This window comes from Kitasatospora sp. NPDC057015, from assembly GCF_042673745.1.
Lineage (GTDB): Bacteria > Actinomycetota > Actinomycetes > Streptomycetales > Streptomycetaceae > Kitasatospora.
Genome location: NZ_JBHUSG010000007.1, coordinates 4,567 through 27,142 on the forward strand (window position 1 = coordinate 4,567; position 22,576 = coordinate 27,142).

Below are 22,576 nucleotides of genomic sequence, written 5' to 3' on the forward strand. Positions count from 1 at the left end.
CGCCGCTCACCGCCGCGGCCCATCACCCCCGGTCCGCGCCCGATTCGTCGTTGCGGGGCCCCGGGGGGCGCCCCGGGCCCGCGCAGCCGGGTGCTCGCGGGCCCGTCGCCCGGCGGCTCCCCGGGTGCCGGGGGTGCCGCCGTCCGGCCCGGGGGTCAGTGCGGCTTGCGCGGGTCGTGCGGCTTGGGGTGGTCGTCCCCGGGGCCGGGCTTGCCGGGCGGCGGGGGTGTCGGGCCGGGCTTGGGGGTGGTCGAGCCGCCGGGCTGCGCGCCGGCGGCGTCGGTCGGCCCGGAGCCGTTGACCGGGGACGCCGTGCTTCCGCCGGTGGGGCTGCCGTTCGCCGTTCCGCCCGCCGCGGCGGAGCTGCTCGTGCTGCCGCTCGCCGCGTGCGCGCCCGTGAGCGACGGGTCGGTCGTGGCCCGCTCGGTGTTCGGTGCGCCCTGGACGGCCGGCGGCTCGATCAGCCACTCGGGGTTGCTCTGGCGCCGCCACCACTGCCAGGCGATGACGCCGCTGCCGACCGCGAGGGTGCCGGCGACCGCCAGGCCGGTGGCCCAGCCGTTGCGCTGTTCCTTCCTGGCGTTCTTGGCGGCCAGGTCGCTGATCTCGGAGGCGGTCACGTGGCCCTGCAGGGCGGTGAGCGCGGCGGCGCCGCGGATCTGCGCCTCCTGGGCGACCGGGACGACCGTGCTGCGGGCGTCCTCGACGGCCTGCGCGACCTTGGGGCCGATGGTGGCCTTGGTCTGCCCGGCGACCTTCGCGGCCGACAGTCGGGCGGCCAGGGCGGCCTCCTGGGCCCGGTGGAAGGCCTTGAGGGCGTTCTGCTGCGCCTCGGGGGGCAGGTGTGCGAAGGCCTGGCCGAACTGCGGGGCGAGGTGCTTGTCGTACTGGATCCGGGCATTGCGCACGGTCTGGGCGGCGCCGGTCCGTGCCCGTTCGGCGGTCTCGCCCACCTTGGGGCCGATCGCCTCCCAGGCGGGCCCCACCCGCTGCCTGGCCTCGTCCGCGAAGTGCAGCGCGGTGTCCTTCGCGGTGGCGGCATAGGGCGCGAGGGTCTCCTTCGTCTTGTCGGCCGTTTCACGAGCTGAGTCCAAACGGGTCACGAGTCTCTCCTCCTCGGTGGCGTCCACTTATGCACATATCCACCTGATAGCTGATCATGCATCCCGATGTGTCCACCGGCACGCCGGGATGGGCCGTAAGCGGGGCGGGCGGGGGAGCGCCGCCGCGGGCGCGGGGCGGGCGGCGCGGTCCGCGGTGGCGCCCGGGCGGATGCGGGCGGGATCGCGACCGAAGGCCCGGTTTCGTACGGGTGTACGACCGTCGCGGGGCCGTGGCGTGGGATGATTCAGGCGTCAATGACGTGTAGACAGGAAGGCAACTCGTGGCCGAGGAACTGTTCGCCACTCTCAAGACCAACCGCGGCGACATCGTGATCCAGCTCTTCCCGAACCACGCCCCGAAGACGGTGGCGAACTTCGTGGAGCTGGCCGAGGGCAGCCGCGAGTGGACCCACCCGCGTACCGGCGTGAAGTCGAAGACCCCGCTGTACGACGGCACCGTGTTCCACCGCGTGATCTCCGACTTCATGATCCAGGGCGGCGACCCGCTCGGGCTGGGCACCGGCGGCCCGGGCTACCGCTTCGCCGACGAGTTCCACCCGGACCTCGCCTTCACCAAGCCGTACCTGCTGGCGATGGCCAACTCGGGCCCGGCCACCAACGGCTCGCAGTTCTTCGTGACCGTGGCGCCGACCACCTGGCTGACCGGCAAGCACACCATCTTCGGCGAGGTCGCCGACGAGGCCAGCAAGAAGGTCGTCCAGGAGATCTCGACCACGAAGACCAAGGCGCAGGACCGCCCGGTCGAGGACGTCGTGATCGAGTCGGTGGAGATCACCCGCCGCTGACCCGGACCCGCAGTAGCCTGGCGATCCCGGTGGTGCCCCGTTCGGCGGAGGCCCACCGGGATCGGTCATGAGAAGGGAAACCCCGGATGGTCCCGGACGAGCCCCAGCAGCCGGCGGACCGGCCCCAGCAGCCGGCCGCTCCGGACGACCGCCGCCCGCCGGCGGGCGTACCCCGGTCGACGGACCCTTCCGGGGCGCCCGTCGACGGCCCCGACCGGACCGGCCCCGACCGGACCGGACCCGCGCACGCCCCGCTGCCCGGCTGCTACCGGCACCCGGAGCGGGAGACCGGCATCGCCTGCGCCCGCTGCGGGCGGCCGATCTGCCCGCAGTGCATGGTCAGCGCCTCGGTGGGCTTCCAGTGCCCGGACTGCGTGTCCGGTGCCGACCGGGGGGCCAGGCGCGCCACCACGCCCTTCGGCGGGCAGCCGGTGCGGGACGGCGCGCTGGTCACCAAGATCCTGATCGGGATCAACCTGGTGGTCTTCGTGCTGGCCGCCTACGTCTTCAAGGACCGGCTCGCACGGGAGCTCTCGCTGCTCAGCGTGGGGCCGCAGATCAACGGCTACTCGTACGGCGTCGCCGAGGGGCCGAGCCAGTGGTACCGGCTGCTCACCGCGACCTTCCTGCACGTGGAGATCTGGCACATCGCGACCAACATGCTCGCGCTGTGGTGGATGGGGCCGATGCTGGAGCAGGCGCTGGGGCGGATCCGCTACCTGGCGCTCTACCTGGTCTCGGGGCTGGCCGGCAGCGCGTTCGCGTACCTGATCGCCGGGGACTTCATGAACTCGCTCGGCGCGTCCGGGGCGATCTTCGGGCTGTTCGGGGCGACCGTGGTGCTGTTCCTGCGGACCAGGACGCCGATCGGTCCGGTGATCGCCCTGCTGGTGTTCAACCTGGTGATCACCTTCTCGGTGTCCGGGATCGACTGGCGCGCGCACGTCGGCGGGCTGCTGGCCGGGGCGGCGATGGGCTTCGGGCTGATGTACGCGCCGCGCGGGCGCCGCGACCTCGTCCAGGCGGCGACGGTGGTGCTGATGCTGGCACTGGTGGTCGGCGCGGTGGTGCTGCAGACGGCGCGGCTCAACGCCTGAGCCGGCGGGGGAGCAGCCGGCGGGGTCGGCGGGGGAGTCCGGCGGCCGGCCGACCGGTGTGTACGGGGCTCCGGGCGGCCGGTGGGAGCGGCCGTGTCCTGAGGCCCGGTCAGACGTTGTCCACAACGGGCGGCGCGCTGTGCACAGGTGTTTCGCACAGGTGCTTGCACAGCGTGCCTCTACGCGCGTCCTGCTGCGCTTGTCCCCGATCCGTCGGGTGTCCGGGAGTGTTGTCGGCCACAGGGCGGCAGTGAGTTATCCACAGGCCGGGGGGACTTTTCCCCAGTGTGGATAACCATGTGGATAAGCGGAAGGTGTGACCGGTACGCCGGGAGAAGCGGGCCTCCCGTGCTCCACCGGCGCCGGTGCCCGGACAGGCCGGACCGCCGCCCGGCGGACCGGGCGGTCGGGAGCCGCCGAGCGGCGGCAGGGCACGACACGGCTCACCACGGGGCAGGACGGGACGGGCGGCACGGCGCGGAACGGCACGGCCCTGCGCCGGGTCGGGCGGTGCGGGCCGCAGCGGTGCGGGGCGCAGCGGTGCGGGGCGCAGCGGATCAGGGCGCGTACGACCGCGACCGGGGCGCGGCCGTACCGGGCCGGCTCAGCTCGGCAGGCCTACTTCCACTGCGTGGAGACGCCGAAGCCCGCCGCGATGAAGCCGAAGCCCACCAGGATGTTCCAGTTGCGCCAGCTCTCCACCGGGTAGCTGCCGCTCGTCACGTAGTAGGTGACGATCCACACCAGGCCGACCAGGAACAGCGCCAGCATCAGCGGGGCGACCCAGCTGCGGCCTGAGCTGAGCTTCACCGCGGTCGTCGTGGACGGCGGCGGGGTGTAGTCGGACTTCTTGCGGAGTCGAGACTTCGGCACGAGGAGCTCTCCTGTCGATGCGCTGTGAGACCGCGCAGGGTGCAGCGGGGCGGGGCGGCGGTGGGGACTGGACCGGGTGTGCGGGGTGCCGTACGGCAGGAATGCTCCGGGCGGGCCCGGGGGCACAGCTGCCGGGGGCTCCGCACATGCCACCGGCGTCCGTTAGCGTAGTGGTTCGGCGGGTCCGAAGGAGATAAGGGTACGGTGCCGAATTTGTCGATTCCCCCTGAACCTGCCCCCGTCGGCGCGAGCGGCACCCGAATTGTCGGGCGTGCCCTGACCTGCGCCGTCTTCGTGCTCGCCGGACTGCTGTTCTACGTGAGCGCGCACGCCGCCCGGGGCACCGATCTGCGGACCGACGACTCGCTGTTGCGGCTGAGCGACGTCATACGCCAGCGCAGCGCCCAGAACCAGCAGGCGCAGGCGCAGCTCGCCGAGCTCCAGGACCGGGCCGAACAGCTCACCCAGCAGGGCAGCCCGGCGGACACCGCCCGGCTGGACGCCCTGCAGCGGGCGTCGGCGCTGGAGCCGCTGTCCGGTCCGGGGCTGACCGTGACGCTCAACGACGCGCCGCCGAACGCGACCGCGCGGATCCCGGGCGTGCCCGCCCCCGGCGTCAACGACCTGGTGATCCACCAGCAGGACATCCAGGCGGTGGTGAACGCGCTGTGGCGGGGCGGGGCCGAGGGCATCCAGGTGATGGACCAGCGGCTGATCTCCACCAGCGCGGTGCGCTGCGTGGGCAACACCCTGCTGCTGCAGGGGCGGGTGTACTCGCCCCCCTACGTGATCAGGGCGGTGGGCCGGACGGACGGCCTGCGGAGCGCGGTGGAGACGGATCCGACGATCCGCAACTACCTGCAGTACGTCCAGGCGTACGGGCTGGGCTGGAAGGTCCAGGAGAGCGGCGAGCTGTCCATGCCGGGGTTCTCCGGCACGGTGGACCTGCGGTCGGTGAGCGGCCAGTGACCGGCCCGGGCCGGTGCGCGAGCGCGCCCTCCGGGCTCGGGGCCGCCCCGGGGCGGGCCGGCACCCGGCGGGCGGGTCGGCCCGGGCCCGCGATAGGCGTCGTCCCGGTGCGGTGCGCGGTCTAGTCTTGAGCCCAACCTTTACGTCGAGGGAGCACCATGTACGGCTGGATCTGGCGCCATCTGCCGGGGAACACCCTGGTTCGGGCCATCCTCGCGCTGCTCCTCGTCCTGGGGGTGGTCTACGTGCTGTTCCAGTACGTCTTCCCGTGGGCGGAGCCGCTGCTGCCGTTCGGTGACGTCACGGTGGACGGCCCGGAGGGCGGCGCCGGCTGACCGGCACTCAGGCCTCCCACCCCCCCAGCCCCCCGCATCCACCGGAGTAGCGCGCGCATGACCACCTCGCCGACCTCGCCCCGCATCCTGGTCGTGGACAACTACGACAGCTTCGTCTTCAACCTGGTCCAGTACCTCTACCAGCTGGGCGCCACCTGCGAGGTGGTGCGCAACGACGAGGTGACGGTCGGCCACGCGACCCGCCGGGCCGGCGCCGAGGGCTTCGACGGCGTGCTGCTGTCGCCCGGGCCGGGTGCGCCGGAGGAGGCCGGGGTCTGCATCGAGATGGTGCACCACTGCGCGGACACCGGGCTGCCGGTGTTCGGGGTCTGCCTGGGCCTGCAGTCGATCGCGGTGGCGTACGGCGCGGTGGTCGGGCGGGCGCCCGAGCTGCTGCACGGCAAGACCTCGCTGGTCACGCACGAGGACGGCGGGGTCTTCGAGGGCCTGCCCTCCCCGCTGACCGCGACCCGCTACCACTCGCTGGCGGTCGATCCGGCGACCGTGCCGGAGGAGCTGGTGGTGACCTCGCGGACGGAGAGCGGCGTGATCATGGGGCTGCGGCACCGCGAGCTGCCGGTGGAGGGCGTGCAGTTCCACCCGGAGTCGGTGCTCACCGAGGGCGGCCACCGGATGCTGGCCAACTGGCTGGCGCAGTGCGGTGATCCGGAGGCGGTCGGCCGCTCGGCCGGCCTCGCGCCGGTGATCGGTCGGGGCTGAGGTCGTGACGGCGGTGCGCCCGGAGGGCCGCGCACAGGCCGGGGCGGGCCCCTTCGGCGACGACGGGCCCGGCGACGGGTCCGTCGGCGGTCCGTACGGGGGCGACTCGTACGGCGGGGGGTCCGAGCCGGACGGCTGGGGCGTCTACGAGCCCTACCGGGCCGAGGAGATGCCCGAGTACCCGTGGCTGGCCGACCAGACCCTGCAGCTGCGGACGATCCCGGAGGCCGCGTTGACGGCCGGCGATCCCGCGCAGCCGGGCGGGCGCGCGGAGCGCCGTCGGGCCGCCCAGGGGCGCCTGGCGGTGCGTTCCGGCAGTGGACGGCGGCGGGCCCGCGGGCGGGCCGTGGCGGGCCTTCCACGGGCCAAGGAGCCGGTGGGGGTGGTGGCCGCCCGGATGGCCGGCGAACTGTGCATCACGCTCGGCCTGGTGATGCTGCTCTTCGTCTCGTACCAGCTGTGGTGGACCAACGTGCAGGCGGACGCGGCCGCGAGCGGCGCGCGCAGCCAGCTGGAGCACCAGTTCGACGCCGCGGCGCAGCCCGGCCCGGCCGGGCCGGCGCCGGACCCGAACAAGCCGCCGGAGGCGTTCGAGCCGGGCAAGGGCTTCGCGATCATCCACCTGCCCAAGCTCGGGCTGAACGTCCCGATCGCCGAGGGCACCGGAAAGGCGCAGGTGCTCGACAAGGGGCTGGTCGGCCACTACACGGGCACCGCGATGCCGGCCGACAAGGCGGGCAACTTCGCGCTGGCCGCGCACCGCAACACCCACGGCGAGCCGTTCCGCTACATCAACAAGCTCAGCAAGGGCGACAAGATCGTGGTGGAGACCGCGACCGCGTACTACACGTACGAGGTGACGAGCGGCATCCCGGAGACGCCGCCGTCGAACGTCGGGGTGATCCAGCCCGTCCCGAAGGGGGCCGGGTACACCAAGCCCGACCGCTACATCACGCTGACCACCTGCACTCCGGAGTTCACCTCCAAGTACCGGCTGATCGTCTTTGGCAAGATGGTCGAGGAGCGGCCGCGCGGCGAGGGCAAGCCCGCCGCACTGACGGGTGGTCAGTAGGCGGCGCCGGCCCGGCAGCGGGCCCCGAGCACAGCGAGGCGGAACAGCGTGAGCCAGCAGTCGACCGACCCCTTGGACGCCTCTGCGGCCGACCCCGAGGACGGTGCCGAGGACGGTCCGGGCGCCGTGCCCGCGCGCCGGCCCGCCCGGCGCAGCCCCGCGATGGCGGCGCTCGGGCTGTTCGGCGAGCTGCTGATCACCTTCGGTCTGCTGCTGGCGCTGTTCGCCGTCTACTCCCTGTGGTGGACCAACGTGCAGGCCGACCGGACCGCGGACCTGGCCTCCGACAAGCTGCGCAGCGCCTGGTCGGCGCCGCCGTCCGCCCCGGCGGCGGCCCCCGCCTACGCGGCGGGTGACGGGGTCGGGTTCCTGCACGTGCCGGCCATGGGCAAGGGCTTCCAGGTGCTGATCCGGATGGGGACGGACGCCGACACGCTGGCCGAGGGCGTGGCCGGGGTCTACGAGACGCCGTACCGATCGGCGATGCCGTGGGATCCGGCGGGCAACTTCGCGCTGGCCGCGCACCGGGACGGGCACGGCGCGAAGTTCCACGACCTGGACGCGCTGAAGCCCGGCGACGCCGTCGTGGTGGAGACCCGGGACAGCTGGTACGTCTACCGGGTGGACGAGCTCCTGCCGGAGACCTCCAAGTACGACACGGGTGTGGTCGCGCCGGTCCCCGAGGGGTCCTCGTATCACTCGCCGGGGCGCTACATCACGTTGACGACCTGTACGCCGGTCTACACCTCGCGCTACCGGATGGCGGTCTGGGGCAGCCTGGTGCGGGTGGACCCGGTGGACGCGGCCCGCACGCCGCCGGCCGAACTGCGGTAGGGCTGCCCGGGGCGGGCCCGGGCGGGGTGCTCGGGCCGCCTCCGCCCGCTCCTCCCCGCCTGCCCGTCCCTGCAACGCCGGCACCGGGCGCCCCCGACACCGGGCACCCCCGACGCGCAGGGGCCGCCGACGCCCGGTGGCGTCGGCGGCCCCTGTGGGCTGCCGCCCGTACGGTCGGCGGTTCAGCCGCTACGGCCGGTTCGGGGACGGTGTCCCGTCGTTCCCTTTGGGGCCGGGCATCGTCTGCAGCTGGATCGGCGTGTTGGGGTCGACCAGCTCGTTGGCGCCCGGGCTGTACCGGACCACGATGTTGTCGTTGTCGCCACCGGCGCCGGCGAAGGTCCACTGCAGGCCGGCCGCCTTCAGCTGGGCCATCGCGTCCTTCACGGTCTTGCCCTGGAGGTCACCGGGCACCGGGATCTTGTCCGGGGTCTTGTAGACCGTCAGGACGACCTTCGTGCCCGTGGGGGCCTTGCCGTTGGCGGTCGGCGACTGCGAGGCGACGGTGCCGTTCTTGCTGGGGTCGGGGGACGGGACGGTCTTGCTGGCGTCGACCTGGAAGCCCGCGTCCTGCAGGGTCTGGGTGGCGACCGCGACCGGCTGGCCGACCACGCCGGGCACGCCGATCTTGGACTTGCCCTGGGAGATGGTCAGCTTGATCGGGGTGGCCGGGTCGGCGGCGCTGTTGGCCGCCGGGTCCTGGACGGTCACCTGGTCGAGCGGGGCGGTGTCGTCGTCCTTGTACTCGGTGGTGACGTTGGCGAAGCCGGCGTCCTGGAGGGCCTTGGTCGCGACGTCCTTGGCCTTGCCGACGACGCCCGGGACGGTCGCCTTGGCCGGACCGGAGGACAGCCGCACCGTGATGGTGCCGGTCTCCGACATCTGGGTGCCGGCGACCGGGTCCTGGTTGCAGACCTGGGCCTTCTGGATCTTGGTGTCGGGGCAGGCCACCACCTCGCCCTCGGTCACCACCAGCTTGCTGCCGGCCGCGGCCGCGGCCGTCTTCGCGTCGGCCAGGCTCTTGCCGACCAGGACGGGTGCGGTGACCTTGGCGGTCTCCTTCTTGCCGCCGCCGAACATGGCCTGCGCGACGAAGAAGGTGCCGACCAGGACGAGCACGGCCGCCACGGCCAGCACGATCCAGGACGTGTTGCTCTTCTTCGGCGGCTGCTCACCGCGCCGCGCGGCCCGGCCGTAGCCGTCGTCGTACCCGTCGTTGCCGCCCCCGGCACCCTGGTAGCCGTCGTCCTGGTAGCCGCCCTGCTGGCCGTAGCCCTGCTGCGGGGAGCCGACCTGGGGCAGCACCGTGGTGGGGCCGCCGCCGGGCTGCTGCGGCAGCATGTTGGTCTGGCCGTACGGGTCGTGCTGGGCGTACTGGCCGTTCTGCTCGTAGCCGTACCCGCCGGCGGCGTCCATGCCGTAGGCGGCCTGCTGGGCCGCGGCGACCGGCAGGCCGTCCAGGAAGCGCTCGATGTCGTCGCGCATCTCGTCGGCCGACTGGTAGCGGTAGTCGCGGTCCTTGGTGAGCGCCTTCAGCACGATCGCGTCGATCTCGGGCCGCAGCTCGGGGTCGTAGACCGACGGCGGCTGGGCCTCCTCGCGGACGTGCTGGTAGGCCACCGCGACCGGCGAGTCGCCGACGAACGGCGGGCGCACGGCGAGCAGCTCGTACAGCAGGCAGCCGGTGGAGTAGATGTCGGACCGCGCGTCGACCTGCTCGCCCTTGGCCTGCTCGGGGGAGAGGTACTGGGCGGTGCCGATGACGGCCGAGGTCTGGGTCATCGTCATGCCGGCGTCGCCCATCGCGCGGGCGATGCCGAAGTCCATGACCTTGACGTTGCCCTGCCGGGTGAGCATCACGTTGGCGGGCTTGATGTCGCGGTGCACGATGCCGGCCCGGTGCGAGTACTCCAGGGCCTGCAGGATGCCGATCGTCATCTCCAGCGCGCGCTCGGGCAGCAGCCGGCGCCCGGAGTGCAGCAGTTCGCGCAGGGTGGAGCCCTCGACGTACTCCATCACGATGTACGGGATGGAGATGTTGTCGATGTAGTCCTCGCCGGTGTCGTACACGGCGACGATGGCGGGGTGGTTGAGTGACGCCGCGGACTGTGCCTCGCGGCGGAACCGGGCCTGGAACGACGGATCCCGGGCCATGTCGGCCCGGAGCGTCTTCACTGCGACGGAGCGGCCGAGCCTGGTGTCATGGGCGAGGTACACCTCGGCCATGCCGCCGCGCCCGAGGACGCCGCCGAGCTCGTACCTGCCGCCTAGGCGACGAGGCTCTTCCATAGTTCCGACCCTCTCCCCCACCGGCCGGTGAGGATGTGACGTAGGTGTCCCCGCACGCTCTGTGTGACGCCGTCCGGGCCGCAGTGGTTCTGCGGCACGGACCCCACGGCGTCCCGCGGGCGGCAACGGGCACACCCGCTGCTTGCGGATACGCTACCGGTCCGGCCCGGCACAACCGGAGTCGGCCGTCGGCCGATACCAGACCGGTATCGGAACGGGCCTCCCGAATGTGACAATCCACGCACTCACGGGGCGCCGCACTACTTGGCGAGCGTTGCCTGCATCACAGCCTTGGCGATCGGGGCGGCGAGCCGGCCGCCGCTGATCCCGTCACGGTTGTTGGAGCCGTCCTCGACGACCACGGCGACCGCCACCGACTTGTTGTCCGCGCCCTTGGCGTAGGAGACGAACCAGGCGAACGGCAGGCCGGTGTTGCCCTCGCCGTGCTGGGCGGTCCCGGTCTTGCCGCCGACCGTCAGGCCCGGGATCTGGGCGTTCTTGCCGGTGCCGTTCTGCACCACGCTGACCATCATGTCCTGCAGCTTCTGCGCGGTGGCCGGGCTGATCGCCTGGCCGAGCTGCTTGGCGCTGTGCTGGGAGATGGTGGTCAGGTTGGCCGAGCGCTCCTGGGCGACCAGGTACGGCTGCATCAGCGAGCCGTTGTTGGCGATCGCCGAGGCGACCATGGCCATCTGCAGCGGGGTGGCCCGGGTGTCGTGCTGGCCGATCGAGTCCAGTGCGGTGCCGTCCGGGCTGGAGCCCTTGGGGTAGAAGCTCTGGACGGCCCGGATCGGGGTGTCGACGGTGGTGTTGAAGCCGAACTTCTCGGCCTGCTCGCGCATCTTGTCGCGGCCGAGGTCGGCGCCGATCTTGCCGTAGACGGTGTTGCACGAGTAGTCCATGGCGGTCTTGAGCGTGGCGTTCTCGCAGGGCTCGTTGGCGCTCTCGTTGTTCAGCGCGGTGCTGGTCCCGGGCAGCGTGTACGGGTCCGGGGTGTCGGTCTTGTCGTCGACGCCCTGGAAGACGTTGTTCTCGAACGCGGCCGAGGCCGTGACCAGCTTGAAGGTCGAGCCGGGCGGATAGGTCTCGCGCAGCGCCCGGTTCAGCATCGGCTTGTTGGCGTCGGCGTTGAGGTCGGTCCAGGCCTTGGCGTCGGCGTCGCCGCCGCCCGCGAAGGTGCCGGGGTCGTACGAGGGCGTGGAGACCAGCGCGAGGATGGCGCCGGTGGCCGGGTCGAGGGCGACGACCGCGCCCTTCTTGTTGCCCAGGCCCTCGAAGGCGGCCTTCTGGGCCTTGGCGTTGATCGTGGTGACCACGTCGCCGCCCTGCTTCTCCTTGCCGGTGAGCATGTCGAGGGTGTTGCGGAAGAACAGCCGGTCGTCGGTGCCGGCCAGGAAGCCGTCCTCCAGGGACTCCAGCTGGCTGCTGCCGAAGGACTGCGAGGAGTACCCGGTGACGGGGGCGTACAGCGGGCCGTTGACCCAGGAGCGCTTGTACTTGTACCGCAGGCCGTCGACGAAGTCGGAGCTGGTGACGCGCTCGCCGTCGACGATGATGTTGCCGCGCGGGTAGGCGTACCGGTCGTACTTGTTGCGGTCGTTGTGGCTGTTGGAGGCCAGGCTGTCGGCCTGCACCCCCTGCACCCAGTTGGTGCGCACCATCAGGGCCAGGATCAGCACGAGGCAGAAGATCGAGACCCGGCGAATGGGCTTGTTCATGAGACGGGTCCCCTCCTCGTCGCGGTCGTGGTGTCGGTTCGCCGGGTGCCCGGCCGGTCAGTCGGTCGCGTCAGTCGCACTGGTCATCACGTCTCGGTGGCGGGGGCCGGTTCCACCCCGGGGCGGCGGGCGCTGTCGCTGATCTTCAGCAGGATGGCGATCAGGGCCCAGTTGGCGACCACGGACGAGCCGCCCTGGGCCATGAAGGGCATGGTCATACCGGTCAGCGGGATCAGTCCGGTGACCCCGCCGGCGACCACGAACACCTGCAGCGCGAGCGCGGAGGACAGCCCGACGGCGAACAGCTTGCCGAACGGGTCGCGGGCGGCGATCGCGGTGCGCAGGCCGCGCTGCACGATCAGGCCGTAGACCATGAAGATCGCCATCAGGCCGGTCAGCCCGAGCTCCTCGCCGAAGGAGCCGATGATGAAGTCGCTCTTCGCGGCGAAGCCGATCAGGTAGGAGCGGCCCTGGCCGAGCCCGGAGCCGGTGGCCCCGCCGGATCCCATCGCGAACAGGGCCTGGCCGATCTGGTCGCTGGCGCCCTTGGGGTGGTCGGGGGCGAAGGCGGCCATCGGGTCGAGCCAGGCGTCGATCCGGGTCTTCACGTGGCTCGCGGTGGAGCCCACCACGACCGCGCCGCCGATCGACATCAGCAGGCCGAAGACGATCCAGCTGGTGCGCTCGGTGGCGACGTACAGCATCACCACGAACAGGCCGAAGAACAGGAAGGACGAGCCGAGGTCGTTCTCGAAGATCAGGATCAGCAGGCTGACCAGCCAGATCGCGATGATCGGGCCGAGGTCGCGCCCGCGCGGCAGGTACAGCCCCATGAACCGCCGGCTGGCCAGCGCCAGCGCGTCCCGCTTGACCATCAGGTAGCCGGCGAAGAACACCGTCAGGATGATCTTGGCGAACTCGCCCGGCTGGAAGGACAGCGGGCCGAGGTGGATCCAGATCTTGGCGCCGAAGTCGGCCTCCCGGGACGGGAAGAACGCGGGCGCGGCGAGCAGCACCAGCGCCACCGCCATCGAGATGTACGTGTAGCGCTGCAGGACTCGGTGGTCCTTCAGGAACACCATCACCACGATGAAGAAGGCGATGCCCAGACCCGACCACATCAGCTGGTTGGGCGCCGCCGGGTAGTTCTTGTAGAGCAGCTTGCCGGCCTTGTCCAGCCGCCAGATCATCACCACGCCGAGCCCGTTGAGCAGGGTGGCCAGCGGCAGCAGCAGCGGGTCGGCGTACGGCGCCCAGCGGCGCATCACCAGGTGCGCGACCAGGGCCAGCGCCCCCATGCCCAGGCCGTAGCCGAGCATGCCGGCCGGCAGGCTCCCGTCGATTGCCAGGCCCACGTTGGCGTACGCGAGCACGGGCAGCAGCACCGCGAAGGCCAGCAGGGCCAGCTCGGTGTTGCGCCGGTTCGGGGTGCCCTGCGGGGTGATGGTGATGTTGCCCCGCCGCCGCCGGGCACCGCCGCGGTCGGCGTCGGCGCTCGCGCCGGGGGCGGGCGGACGGTCGCCGGACTGGCTGTTGGGGCCGCTGCTCAGGTCATAGGTGCTCACGTGGTGGCCGCTCCCCGACGGCTGGCGGGCCCGCGTACGGCGGAGCCGGGACTGCTCGGTTGGTGCTGTCTGCGGTGCCCGGCCGCCACCGCGGCGGCCGGGCGGCCGGGTCTGCCCGCCGTCACGGCGTCGGGCAGGAGGCGGCCTTCTTCTGCTCCTCCTCGGTCAGGGTCGGCACGTCGCCCTGCGGCGACACCGCCGGCGCGGCCGTGGCCGTCGCCGAGGGGGAGGCCGCGGCGGTCGCCGGGGTGGGGCTCGACCCGGGGTGGTTCAGCGAGGCGCTCGGCGAGCTGCTGGGCGTGGCCGTCGGGGCGGCGGCCGGCATCTCGACGGGGGCGCCGGCGGTGCCCGGCGCGGGCTTGGCGCCCTCGGAGACCTTCCGGCAGACCGCGGCCTGCTCCTGGAGCTGCTTCACCTTGTCGTTCGCGTCGCTCAGGCTGACCGCGGCGATCGTGTTGGTGACGTGGGTGCGCTGGTCCGTCGGCAGGAACTTCACCTGGACGTCGCCGAACGACTGGTGCACCGAGGACAGGCTCAGCCCGGCCAGGTTCTGGTTGATGCCCTGGTAGACCGCGACGTGGTCGCCGTCGACGCCGACGTAGTACTGGTCCTGCGTCCAGCGCCAGCCGAAGTACCCGGCACCGGCCAGCAGCCCGAGCGTGACCACCGCGATGACCGAGCGCTTGGCCCACCGGCCCTTGCGGACGGGGACGTCCTCGTCGTCGGCGTAGCCGGCCTGGCCGTCGCCGTACGCGCCGTAGCCGCCCTGGTAGCCCTCGGCCGGGCCGAAGCCGCCGGGGGCCGCGCCGTAGCCGTTCTCGTAGCCCTCGGCGGGGCCGAAGGCGCCCTGCGGGGGGCGGCCGAGGCCGGCCGCGCGCCCGGCGGGGGTGTTCAGGATCGACTGGTCGGCGGCCGAGGCGGGCGGGGTCTCGGCGACCGCGCCGACCACCACGGGGACGTCGCCCCGCAGGCCGCTCAGGGTGTCGGTGGCGCCCACGTCGATGACGTCCGCCACGATGCAGGTGATGTTGTCCGGGCCGCCGCCGCGCAGCGCGAGCTGGATCAGCTCCTGGACGGTCTGCTCGGGGGAGTAGAAGCTCCCGAGCGTCTCCTCCAGGGTCTGGTGGCTGACCGGGCCGGACAGGCCGTCGGAGCAGATCAGGTAGCGGTCGCCGGCCCGGACCTCGCGGATCGACAGGTCGGGCTCGACCTGGCCGCGGCCGTCCAGCGCGCGCATCAGCAGGGAGCGCTGCGGGTGGGTCTCGGCCTCCTCCGGCGTGATCCGGCCCTCGTCGACCAGGCGCTGCACCCAGGTGTGGTCCTGGGTGATCTGGGTGAGCGAGCCGTCCCGCAGCAGGTAGGCGCGGGAGTCGCCGACGTGCACCATGCCCATCCGCTGCCCGGTCCAGAGCATCGCGGTGAGGGTGCAGCCCATGCCTTCGAGCTGCGGGTCCTCCTCCACCATCTGGCGCAGGCGGTCGTTCGCGCCCTGGACGGCGTCGCCGAGCAGGGTCAGCAGGTCGGCGCCGGGCACGTCCTCGTCCAGGCGGACGATCGAGCCGAGGACCTCGGAGGAGGCGACCTCGCCGGCCGCCGCCCCGCCCATGCCGTCGGCCACGGCCAGCAGCCGCGGCCCGGCGTAACCGGAGTCCTCGTTCCCCTCCCGGATGAGGCCCTTGTGGGAGCCGGCGGCGAAGCGCAGCACGAGGCTCATTTCGCTGCCTCGCTTCGCTCGGCCACGTCCACGCCGGGCGCGGGGCTCACAGGTGCCCGCCGGCCGTCGGGCCGGTGGTGCCGCTCCCCCGGCCGGCTGGCGGGGCGGTCCCCCCGGGCTGCCTGGCCGGCGGCGTGAGCCCCGATGCTGCGCTCGCTCATGCGGTCCGTGTCCCCCTCTGGGCGTCGTCGGAGCTGCGGCGGATTCCACGGGAACCGGCGCGCACGGCCGCGACGGCGATGCCGCTGCCGCCCCGGCTGTTCATGGACGGGTTGTCCCTCATGCGCTTGCTACTTCCGCAGTTCGATGACGGTCCGGCCGATACGGATCGGCATGCCAGGCTGGAGCGGGGTCGGCGTCGTGAGGCGCTGCCGGTCCAGATAGGTGCCGTTGGTGGAGCCTAGATCCTCGACCGTCCACTGCCCAGTCTGATCCGGGTAGATCCTGGCATGACGGGAGGACGCGTAGTCGTCGTCCAGCACGATCGTGGAATCGTGCGCCCGGCCGAGCGTGATCGTCTGGCCCTGCAGCGCCACGGTCGTGCCGGCCAGCGAACCCTGCACCACCACCAGCTGGGTGGGCGCGCCCCGGCGCCGCGAGGGCTGGGCGGGAGCGGTCGGCTGCCCCTGGCCCTGGCCGCCCTGGGCCGGGCGCCCCGGCGGCGGGGGGCCCGTCTGCGCGGTGGCGGCCCGCCGGGACGAGCGCGGATTGATCTTGGTGCCGAAGAGGTCGCTGCGGATCACCTGGACCGCGACGATGACGAACAGCCACAGCACGGCGAGGAAACCCAGCCGCATGACCGTCAGGGTCAGTTCTGACATAAGTGGCCCGCTTCTACCCTTCGACCTGTCGGTAGACGATGGTGGTGGAGCCCACGACGATTCGCGAGCCGTCGCGGAGCGTAGCGCGCTGGGTGTGCTGTCCGTCCACCACGATGCCGTTCGTCGACCCGAGGTCGAGCACCATCGAGGGGGTGCCGGGGCGGATCTCGGCGTGCTTGCGGGACACCCCGGGGTCGTCGATGCGCACGTCGGCCTCGGTGGAGCGGCCGAGCACGCAGGCGTTCCCGGTGATCTGGTGGCGGGACCCGTTGACCTCGATCCACCGCCGGACCGACGTGCCGCCGTGCCCCGCACCGGGGAACGGCCGGACGTTGTTGCCGCCCGGCGCCGGCTGGTGCGCTGGCGGACCCGGCGGCATCGCGGGGGGCGCGGCGGGCGGCTGGGGCGCGCCGTACGGGGCCGCGCCGGGTTGCTGCCACGGTGCGCCGGGCGCGGCCGCCACGGGCGGGCGGCCGTAGCCCGGCTGTCCGCCGGGGGCCGGCTGCTGGTGCTGCTGCGGCTCCTCGGCGGCCAGCGTGCGGCTGCGTACCCGGTACAGCCCGGTGTCGAGGTCGTCCGCCTTCTCCAGGTTGACCTGGAGCGGGCCCATGAAGCTGTACCGCTGCGCCTCGGCGTACTCGCGGACCATGCCGGCCAGCTCCTGGCCGAGCTGCCCGGAGTACGGGCTGAGCCGCTCGTGGTCGTGCGGGCTGAGCTCCACGATGAAGTCGTTGGGGACGACCGTCCGGTCGCGGTTCCAGATGGTCGCGTTGTTGTCGCACTCGCGCTGAAGAGCGCCGGCGATCTCCACGGGCTGGACCTCGGACTTGAACACCTTGGCGAAGGTGCCGTTCACGAGACCCTCGAGCCGCTGTTCGAACTTCTTCAGGACTCCCACGGGGCACCCCCTTCCAAGGGTTCGGTCGCTTGTCCGCGGACCGGTTCGCGCTGAACCGGTCGCGCCTACTTGCGGTACTTCCGTACTGATCGTATCCACGCCCGGGCGATCCGTACGGTTCCCGGACCGCGTCGTACCCGGGGGTGGGCTCGCGCACACCGCCCCGCGCCCGGCGTCCGGCAAGGCAGGGCTACCCGGCCGAAGGCCCGCTCACCCCTCGCTCGCCTGTTCGCGGGGCAGCCGTTCGGATGCGGTCGGCCGTCCCCGCGACCACCGCGCGGGGTGTCCGGAGGGCTTCGACGGGTGGTGCCGGGGTGGTCGGAGGAAAGGGATTCGGAGGTAGCCCCAGGGGCGTGCTAATGTTTTCCATGTCGGAAGGGGCGGCCGCAAGGCAGCCGGACCGAAGGCCAGCGAAACACCGGAGACGGTGCGGAGCGGGTCGGAGGATCGGATAGCATCTACGACAACACCCATGCGCGGGTGGCGGAATAGGCAGACGCGCTGGATTCAGGTTCCAGTGCCCGAAAGGGCGTGGGGGTTCAACTCCCCCCTCGCGCACAGCGAAACCCCGCAGATCTTCGGATCTGCGGGGTTTTCTTGTATTACCCACCCCGCCCGGACCCCTCAGGCTCGGCCCCCTTCGGGCTCGCGTCGCCCCGCCGCTCCGACTCCGGCGTCGAACGGCCGCGCCCCGAGCTGAAGGGGCGAGCGGGCGCCCAGAAAGGCAGCTCAGTCCCGGGCGGCCGCGGGGAGGTCGGCGAGGACCTCGAAGCCGCCCTCCGGGGTCGGGCGGGCGGTCAGGGTGCCGCCGAGGAGCTGGGCGCGCTCGCGCAGGCCGACGAGGCCGTGGCCGCCGCCCGGGAGGCCTTCGGCGGGGCTCTCGGCCCGGCCCGGGGGGACCGGCGGCGGGCCGTTGCGCACCTCGACCCGCAGCCGGGCGCCGCGGGCCAGTACCCGGACCTCCACGGCGGCGTCCGGCGCGTGCTTGCTGATGTTGGTGAGCGCCTCCTGCACCGTGCGGTAGGCGGCCCGCTCGACGGCCTCCGGCCAGGGCAGCTCGCCGGGGCTGACCTCGGTGTCGGCGGCCAGTCCGCTCTCCCGGATGAGCCGGCACAGGTCGGCCAGCCGGGGCTGCGGCGCCAGTGGGACGTCCCGCCGGACCCCGGAGGCCCGCAGCACGCCGACCATCTGGCGCAGCTCCTCCAGGGTCCGCACCGACAGCTCGCGGATGGTCCTGGCGGTCGCCACCGCGGCCGGGTCCGCGCTGCTGACCTGCAGCGCGCCGGCCTGGATGCTGATCAGGCTGACCTGGTGCGAGACCACGTCGTGCATCTCGCGGGCGAGCCGGCCGCGCTCGCTGACCAGGACCCGCTCGGCCAGCAGCCGGCTCTCCCGCTCCTGCCCCCGGGTCAGCTCGTCCAGCCGGGTCGCCAGTTCCCTCCTGGTCCGGGACAGCAGGCCGAGCGCGGCCGGGCCGCCGGCGAGCATCACGCACTGGATCGCGTACAGGGCGTTGTCCCGGTCGAGGGCCAGCGGATGGTCGGAGAGCGGCCAGTGGAAGAACTCGACCAGCGCGAAGACGGTCGCCGCGAGCGAGGTCTCCCAGGCGCGCGCCCGGTGCGCCGCGACCGAGTACACGGCGGTGACGGGCGCGATCCAGATGTAGTTCAGGAAGGTCCCGGGCAGCGTCAGCAGCAGGACGGTCAGCGGGTGGCGCCGGCGCAGCAGCAGTGCCGCCGCCGCCAGCACCGAGAGGCCGTTCTCCCACCAGGAGGAGTTGCGGGCCACCAGGGCGGCGTCCACCAGCGAGAACAGCACCGGCAGCAGGAGCGTCAGCCAGGGCGAGCGCAGCCACGGGCCCGCCCAGGGCGGGCCCGACCGGGTTCGCCGGCGGGGGCGGTCGGTGGTCATCCGTTGCCGCGCGGCTGCGGTTTCACCAGGCCGGCGCGGTGCGCGACCACGGCGGCCTGGACCCGGTTGACGGTGCCGAGCTTGCCCAGGATCGCGCTGATGTGGTCCTTGACGGTGCCGGTGCCGAGGAACAGCCGGTCGGCGATCTCCGCGTTGGACAGGCCCTCGCCCAGCAGGGCCAGCACGTCCAGCTCCCGCCCGGTGAGAGTGCGGGCCAGCGCGGTGGCGCCGGCGTCGGGCCCCCCGCCGTCGACGTAGCCGCCGATCACCGTGCGGGTGACGGTGGGGGAGAGGATGTTGCCGCCGGCCGCCAGGACGCGGACGGCGTGCACCAGCTGCTCGGGCGCGGTGTCCTTGAGCAGGAACCCGGCCGCGCCGGCCTTCAGCGCGGTGCCGATGTACTCGTCGGTGTCGAAGGTGGTGAGCATGGCCACGGCCGGCGGCTCCGGCAGGGCCCGCAGCCGGCGCAGCACCGAGATGCCGTCGAGGTCGGGCATCCGGATGTCGAGCAGGACGACGTGCGGACGGAGCCGCTGCACCTCCTCCTCGGCCCGGCCGCCGGAGCAGTCGCCGACCACCTCCAGGTCGGGGGCGGATCCGACGATCAGGCTGAGGCCCGAGCGGACCAGGATCTCGTCGTCCACGATCAGTACACGGGTCGTCGCCATGGTCCCTCCTCGGTTCGGGCGCGTCGGGGTCGCAGTGCTGCGGCCGGTTCGAGCCTAGGGCCCGCGCGGAGGTGCCGGGTACCTGCTCCGGGGCGGCCACCCCCGCCGTTCGGCGGGGGTGTGAATCCGCTGCCCGGTTCACGAAATTCTCATCCGGGGTGAGCAACCATGGAATCAGCGGCCCCTGCGGGTGTGGGCCGGGCGAGGCCGCGCCGGCGAGGACGGCCCCGCGCGGGCAGGGCCGGCGCCGTCGGCCGTGGTCCGCTCTCGCGGATGCGCCCCATCACCTGATCGTTTGGAATAGAGCTGTGTCGTCCACTGTGAAGCCGGAGCCGTCCGCCGCAGCGCCAGCCGGGGACCGGACCGGGCTTCTGGCGCGCTGGCGCCCGCGGGCCGCCGCGGCGACCGTCTGGTACCTGCGGCTGCTCGCCCTCCTCAACCTGGTGACCGTGCTCGCGGTGCCCTTCCGCGACCAGGTGCAGGACCACAACGAGGGCGAGTTCTTCACCCCGTTCCTGCTGACCGCGGGCCTGGGCTCGGTGGTCCTCTCGGTCTTCCTCGCGGTCGCGATGCGGCGCCGCAAGCGGGCCGCGTGGATCTTCAACATCGCGCTCGGCGGGCTGACCTTCCTGGTCTACGTGCTGCTGATGGCGTGGCCGCCGGAGGACGGGTACGACTACGCCCGCCACCCGTTCAACTGGTTCTCCATCACGCTGACCGGGCTGTTCATCCTGGCCCTGCTGGTCGGGCGCAAGGAGTTCACCTCCAAGGGGGACAGCTCCAACCCGAAGACCGCGGCGGCCACCTTCGTCGCCGGGCTGCTGGCCGGCGCCGGGGTCGGCGCGGTCCTGGTGTGGCTGAACAACAGCCTCACCGGCGCCGACACCTGGGACCTCTACCGGTACGCGCTGGGCCGGATGGTCACGATCGCCCCGTCCCAGCACCTCGACTCGGTGATCTCGGTGCCGACCTGGGTGAACGCCGTCATCAACACCATGAGCGCGGCGCTCTTCCTGCTGGTGATCTACGTGGCCTTCCGCAGCCCGAAGGACAAGGAGCTGCTCACCGCCGAGGACGAGCAGCGCCTGCGCGACCTGCTCGACCGGCAGGGCGAGCGGGACTCGCTGGGCTACTTCGCGCTGCGCCGGGACAAGGCCGTGGTCTTCTCCCCCAGCGGCAAGGCGGCGGTCACCTACCGGGTGGTCGGCGGCGTGTCACTGGCCTCGGGCGACCCGATCGGCGATCCGGAGGCCTGGCCGGGGGCGATCGACGCCTGGCTGACCGAGGCGCGCGAGCACGCCTGGGCGCCGGCCGTGATGGGCGCCTCGGAGGAGGCCGGGGTGATCTACGCCCGGCACGGGCTGGACGCCCTGGAACTCGGCGACGAGGCGATCGTCGAGCTGGACGAGTTCTCCCTGGACGGTCGGGCGATGCGGGTGGTGCGCCAGGCGTACAACCGGGTCAAGCGGGCCGGGTACACGGTGCGGATCCGGCGGCACGAGGACGTGCCGGAGTGCGAGATGGCGGAGCTCGTCGAGCGGGCCGACCAGTGGCGCGACGGTGCCACCGAGCGCGGGTTCTCGATGGCGCTGGGCCGGCTGGGCGATCCGGACGACGGGCGCTGCGTGATGCTGGAGTGCCATGACGGCGAGGGCGAGCTGAAGGCCCTGCTGAGTTTCGTGCCGTGGGGCGACAAGGGCCTGTCGCTGGATCTCATGCGCCGCGCCCGGGACACCGAGAACGGCCTGATGGAGTTCATGGTGATCGAACTCCTGCAGCGCGCCGAGGAGGTCGAACTGGAACGGGTGTCGCTGAACTTCGCGATGTTCCGGTCGGTCTTCGAGCGCGGTTCGAAACTGGGGGCCGGCCCGGTGCTGCGGTTGTGGCGCTCCGTGCTGGGCTTCTTCTCCCGCTGGTGGCAGATCGAATCGCTCTACCGGGCGAACGCGAAGTACCGACCTATCTGGGAGCCCCGGTATCTGCTGTTCGAGAAGAGCAGCGAGATCCCGCGGATCGGCATCGCCAGCGCGCGCGCCGAGGGTTTCATCACCGCACCGAGTCTGCCCGCTCTGTTCCGTCGCCGACACGCCCGTCCCGCAGTGGCGGGGCCGCGGGTGCCGACGGCGGAACGGACTGGGAAGGGGTAGTCCCTCCGCCGGGGGGCGGAGGGAAGCCGAATCACCCGATTGACGGTGTTTCGGCCCCTGTTCTCCCACCTGAGGATGACGCGGAATCGACAGAATTGCCGATGAGGATTCCCTGACCGCCTTCTAATGTTGAGTGGTGGTAGAGCTTTCGGGGAGCATCGGAATCGGAGAGAAGGCCGTGAATCAGACAACCCACGCGGGGGGCGTGCGAAAAGGACCGCTGGCATTCGTCCGGCGGGCCGTTGTCGCAGAGTGGGGGCCGCTGGTCGGCGCGGTTCGAGAACGACTGGTGGATCGGAAGTTCGCAGCCGTCCCGCTGGCGACCGCCGCGACCTTCCTGATCCTGCTGTTCAGCGTGGTGCAGCACCTGCCGGGCGGGGAGCGGTTCGTCACCAGCATCGGGGTGGTGCGGGCGTCGCTGCCGCTGGAGGTCTCGTTGCTGCGCACCCCGCTGTCGCTGTACGTCCCGGCGCTCGACCTGCCGGTCTGGGGCGCGCTGGCCCAGGTATTCCTGGTCTTCGGGTTGGCCGAGATCGTACTGGGCCGCCGGCTGACCCTGGTCGTCGCCTACAGCTGCACCCTGGCCGGGACGTTGTTCGCGCGGGTGGCGGTGGCGGTCGGGCCCGACCACCTGTTCGGGTTCCCGCGGTGGGTCGCGCACGTGCGGGACACCGGCCCGTCGGCCGCCGTGGTCGGCCTGGCGATCTGCATCGCGTTCCGCTGCCGGGCCTGGTTCACCGGGGGCACCGTCCTGGTGCTGATGGTCGGCGAGGCCGTCGTCCTGCCCAACCTGGCCGGGCTGGAGCACGTGGTGGCCCTGATGGCGGCGATGCTGATCGCCGCCTCGGTCGAGGTGTTCGGGGGCTTCTGGCCGCGGGTGCTGGCCGGGGTGGTCGCCGCCACCGCGATCGCCACCGCCGCGCGGGCCGCGGAGGCCCGTCGGCGCGGCGCGGCCGTCATCCCCTGACCGCCCCGGGCACCCGCCCGACAGCCCCCGCGGGCAGATCGGGCGGGCCGGGCGGGCAGGACTGTCGGG

Annotated in this window: 19 protein-coding genes and 1 tRNA gene; 10 read left to right on the top strand and 10 right to left on the bottom strand. The window is 72.6% G+C overall.

Annotated elements, in window-relative coordinates; translation table 11 throughout:
• Positions 1 to 155: 155 nt before the first annotated feature.
• A complete protein-coding gene (locus tag ACFTWP_RS08925) occupies positions 156 to 1,103 on the bottom strand; it encodes a DUF5324 family protein (RefSeq protein WP_380263571.1) in 948 nt (315 codons plus the stop codon).
• Positions 1,104 to 1,384: 281 nt separating this feature from the next.
• On the opposite strand from ACFTWP_RS08925, the gene ACFTWP_RS08930 reads away from it, so the two are divergent.
• The gene (locus tag ACFTWP_RS08930) at positions 1,385 to 1,909 is read left to right on the top strand and encodes a peptidylprolyl isomerase (RefSeq protein ID WP_380263572.1); all 525 of its coding nucleotides are present in this window, start codon (positions 1,385 to 1,387) and stop codon (positions 1,907 to 1,909) included.
• Between the two features lie 86 nt (positions 1,910 to 1,995).
• Positions 1,996 to 3,006 carry a rhomboid family intramembrane serine protease gene (locus ACFTWP_RS08935; protein ID WP_380263573.1) on the top strand — a complete coding sequence of 337 codons (1,011 nt, stop codon included), beginning with the start codon at positions 1,996 to 1,998 and terminating at the stop codon, positions 3,004 to 3,006.
• A 618-nt stretch (positions 3,007 to 3,624) separates the two neighbouring features.
• Here the strand turns inward: ACFTWP_RS08935 and crgA are convergent.
• Positions 3,625 to 3,879, bottom strand: a complete 255-nt coding sequence (gene crgA / locus ACFTWP_RS08940) for a cell division protein CrgA (RefSeq protein ID WP_073929226.1) — start codon at positions 3,877 to 3,879, stop codon at positions 3,625 to 3,627.
• A gap of 213 nt (positions 3,880 to 4,092) precedes the next feature.
• Here crgA and ACFTWP_RS08945 point away from each other — a divergent pair, with 213 nt between their 5' ends.
• The 5 genes from ACFTWP_RS08945 to ACFTWP_RS08965 all read left to right on the top strand — a co-directional run bounded on the left by ACFTWP_RS08945 (position 4,093) and on the right by ACFTWP_RS08965 (position 7,809).
• Positions 4,093 to 4,848, top strand: coding sequence for a DUF881 domain-containing protein (locus ACFTWP_RS08945; protein WP_380263574.1), 756 nt, complete (start codon positions 4,093 to 4,095; stop codon positions 4,846 to 4,848).
• A gap of 158 nt (positions 4,849 to 5,006) precedes the next feature.
• A complete protein-coding gene (locus tag ACFTWP_RS08950; protein WP_380263575.1) occupies positions 5,007 to 5,183 on the top strand; it encodes a hypothetical protein in 177 nt (58 codons plus the stop codon).
• Positions 5,184 to 5,240: 57 nt separating this feature from the next.
• Entirely contained in the window at positions 5,241 to 5,903 is a 663-nt protein-coding gene (locus ACFTWP_RS08955) for an aminodeoxychorismate/anthranilate synthase component II (RefSeq protein WP_380263576.1), read from the top strand.
• Between the two features lie 4 nt (positions 5,904 to 5,907).
• Positions 5,908 to 6,975, top strand: coding sequence for a class E sortase (locus ACFTWP_RS08960; RefSeq protein WP_380263577.1), 1,068 nt, complete (start codon positions 5,908 to 5,910; stop codon positions 6,973 to 6,975).
• Between the two features lie 48 nt (positions 6,976 to 7,023).
• Positions 7,024 to 7,809 carry a class E sortase gene (locus ACFTWP_RS08965; protein WP_380263578.1) on the top strand — a complete coding sequence of 262 codons (786 nt, stop codon included), beginning with the start codon at positions 7,024 to 7,026 and terminating at the stop codon, positions 7,807 to 7,809.
• Between the two features lie 189 nt (positions 7,810 to 7,998).
• On the opposite strand, the gene pknB is transcribed toward ACFTWP_RS08965, so the two are convergent.
• From pknB to ACFTWP_RS08995, 6 genes are all read right to left on the bottom strand, one after another.
• Positions 7,999 to 10,098: a Stk1 family PASTA domain-containing Ser/Thr kinase gene (gene pknB / locus ACFTWP_RS08970; RefSeq protein WP_380263579.1), complete on the bottom strand. Its 2,100-nt coding sequence runs from the start codon at positions 10,096 to 10,098 to the stop codon at positions 7,999 to 8,001.
• Positions 10,099 to 10,358: 260 nt separating this feature from the next.
• Positions 10,359 to 11,816 (bottom strand): peptidoglycan D,D-transpeptidase FtsI family protein, encoded by a 1,458-nt coding sequence (locus ACFTWP_RS08975; protein ID WP_380263580.1) that lies wholly within the window; start codon positions 11,814 to 11,816, stop codon positions 10,359 to 10,361.
• 86 nt (positions 11,817 to 11,902) lie between these two features.
• Positions 11,903 to 13,267 carry an FtsW/RodA/SpoVE family cell cycle protein gene (locus tag ACFTWP_RS08980; RefSeq protein WP_380263883.1) on the bottom strand — a complete coding sequence of 455 codons (1,365 nt, stop codon included), beginning with the start codon at positions 13,265 to 13,267 and terminating at the stop codon, positions 11,903 to 11,905.
• A 235-nt stretch (positions 13,268 to 13,502) separates the two neighbouring features.
• Positions 13,503 to 15,095: a PP2C family protein-serine/threonine phosphatase gene (locus tag ACFTWP_RS08985; protein ID WP_380263581.1), complete on the bottom strand. Its 1,593-nt coding sequence runs from the start codon at positions 15,093 to 15,095 to the stop codon at positions 13,503 to 13,505.
• Positions 15,096 to 15,385: 290 nt separating this feature from the next.
• Positions 15,386 to 15,916 (bottom strand): FHA domain-containing protein, encoded by a 531-nt coding sequence (locus tag ACFTWP_RS08990; RefSeq protein ID WP_380263582.1) that lies wholly within the window; start codon positions 15,914 to 15,916, stop codon positions 15,386 to 15,388.
• Positions 15,917 to 15,929: 13 nt separating this feature from the next.
• Positions 15,930 to 16,814, bottom strand: a complete 885-nt coding sequence (locus ACFTWP_RS08995; protein WP_380263583.1) for an FhaA domain-containing protein — start codon at positions 16,812 to 16,814, stop codon at positions 15,930 to 15,932.
• Between the two features lie 474 nt (positions 16,815 to 17,288).
• Between ACFTWP_RS08995 and ACFTWP_RS09000 the strand changes: the two genes are divergently transcribed.
• Positions 17,289 to 17,372: transfer RNA gene (locus ACFTWP_RS09000), tRNA-Leu, on the top strand.
• 171 nt (positions 17,373 to 17,543) lie between these two features.
• On the opposite strand, the gene ACFTWP_RS09005 is transcribed toward ACFTWP_RS09000, so the two are convergent.
• Both ACFTWP_RS09005 and ACFTWP_RS09010 read right to left on the bottom strand, forming a co-directional pair.
• Positions 17,544 to 18,725 carry a sensor histidine kinase gene (locus ACFTWP_RS09005; protein ID WP_380263584.1) on the bottom strand — a complete coding sequence of 394 codons (1,182 nt, stop codon included), beginning with the start codon at positions 18,723 to 18,725 and terminating at the stop codon, positions 17,544 to 17,546.
• Positions 18,722 to 19,393: a response regulator gene (locus ACFTWP_RS09010; RefSeq protein WP_380263585.1), complete on the bottom strand. Its 672-nt coding sequence runs from the start codon at positions 19,391 to 19,393 to the stop codon at positions 18,722 to 18,724. Before ACFTWP_RS09010 ends, ACFTWP_RS09005 begins: the two co-directional genes overlap by 4 nt.
• A gap of 371 nt (positions 19,394 to 19,764) precedes the next feature.
• Between ACFTWP_RS09010 and ACFTWP_RS09015 the strand changes: the two genes are divergently transcribed.
• Complete coding sequence (locus tag ACFTWP_RS09015) at positions 19,765 to 21,540, top strand: phosphatidylglycerol lysyltransferase domain-containing protein (RefSeq protein ID WP_380263884.1); 1,776 nt, start codon at positions 19,765 to 19,767, stop codon at positions 21,538 to 21,540.
• Between the two features lie 289 nt (positions 21,541 to 21,829).
• Complete coding sequence (locus ACFTWP_RS09020) at positions 21,830 to 22,507, top strand: hypothetical protein (protein WP_380263586.1); 678 nt, start codon at positions 21,830 to 21,832, stop codon at positions 22,505 to 22,507.
• The last annotated feature ends 69 nt before the right edge of the window (positions 22,508 to 22,576 follow it).

Coding starts and splice junctions, on each gene's coding strand:
- ACFTWP_RS08935 (WP_380263573.1), top strand. CDS start 1,996: ATGGTCCCGGACGAGCCCCAGCAGCCGGCGGACCGGCCCCAGCAGCCG.
- ACFTWP_RS08950 (WP_380263575.1), top strand. CDS start 5,007: ATGTACGGCTGGATCTGGCGCCATCTGCCGGGGAACACCCTGGTTCGG.
- ACFTWP_RS08955 (WP_380263576.1), top strand. CDS start 5,241: ATGACCACCTCGCCGACCTCGCCCCGCATCCTGGTCGTGGACAACTAC.
- pknB (WP_380263579.1), bottom strand. CDS start 10,098: ATGGAAGAGCCTCGTCGCCTAGGCGGCAGGTACGAGCTCGGCGGCGTC.
- ACFTWP_RS08975 (WP_380263580.1), bottom strand. CDS start 11,816: ATGAACAAGCCCATTCGCCGGGTCTCGATCTTCTGCCTCGTGCTGATC.
- ACFTWP_RS08985 (WP_380263581.1), bottom strand. CDS start 15,095: ATGAGCCTCGTGCTGCGCTTCGCCGCCGGCTCCCACAAGGGCCTCATC.
- ACFTWP_RS08990 (WP_380263582.1), bottom strand. CDS start 15,916: ATGTCAGAACTGACCCTGACGGTCATGCGGCTGGGTTTCCTCGCCGTG.
- ACFTWP_RS09005 (WP_380263584.1), bottom strand. CDS start 18,725: ATGACCACCGACCGCCCCCGCCGGCGAACCCGGTCGGGCCCGCCCTGG.
- ACFTWP_RS09010 (WP_380263585.1), bottom strand. CDS start 19,393: ATGGCGACGACCCGTGTACTGATCGTGGACGACGAGATCCTGGTCCGC.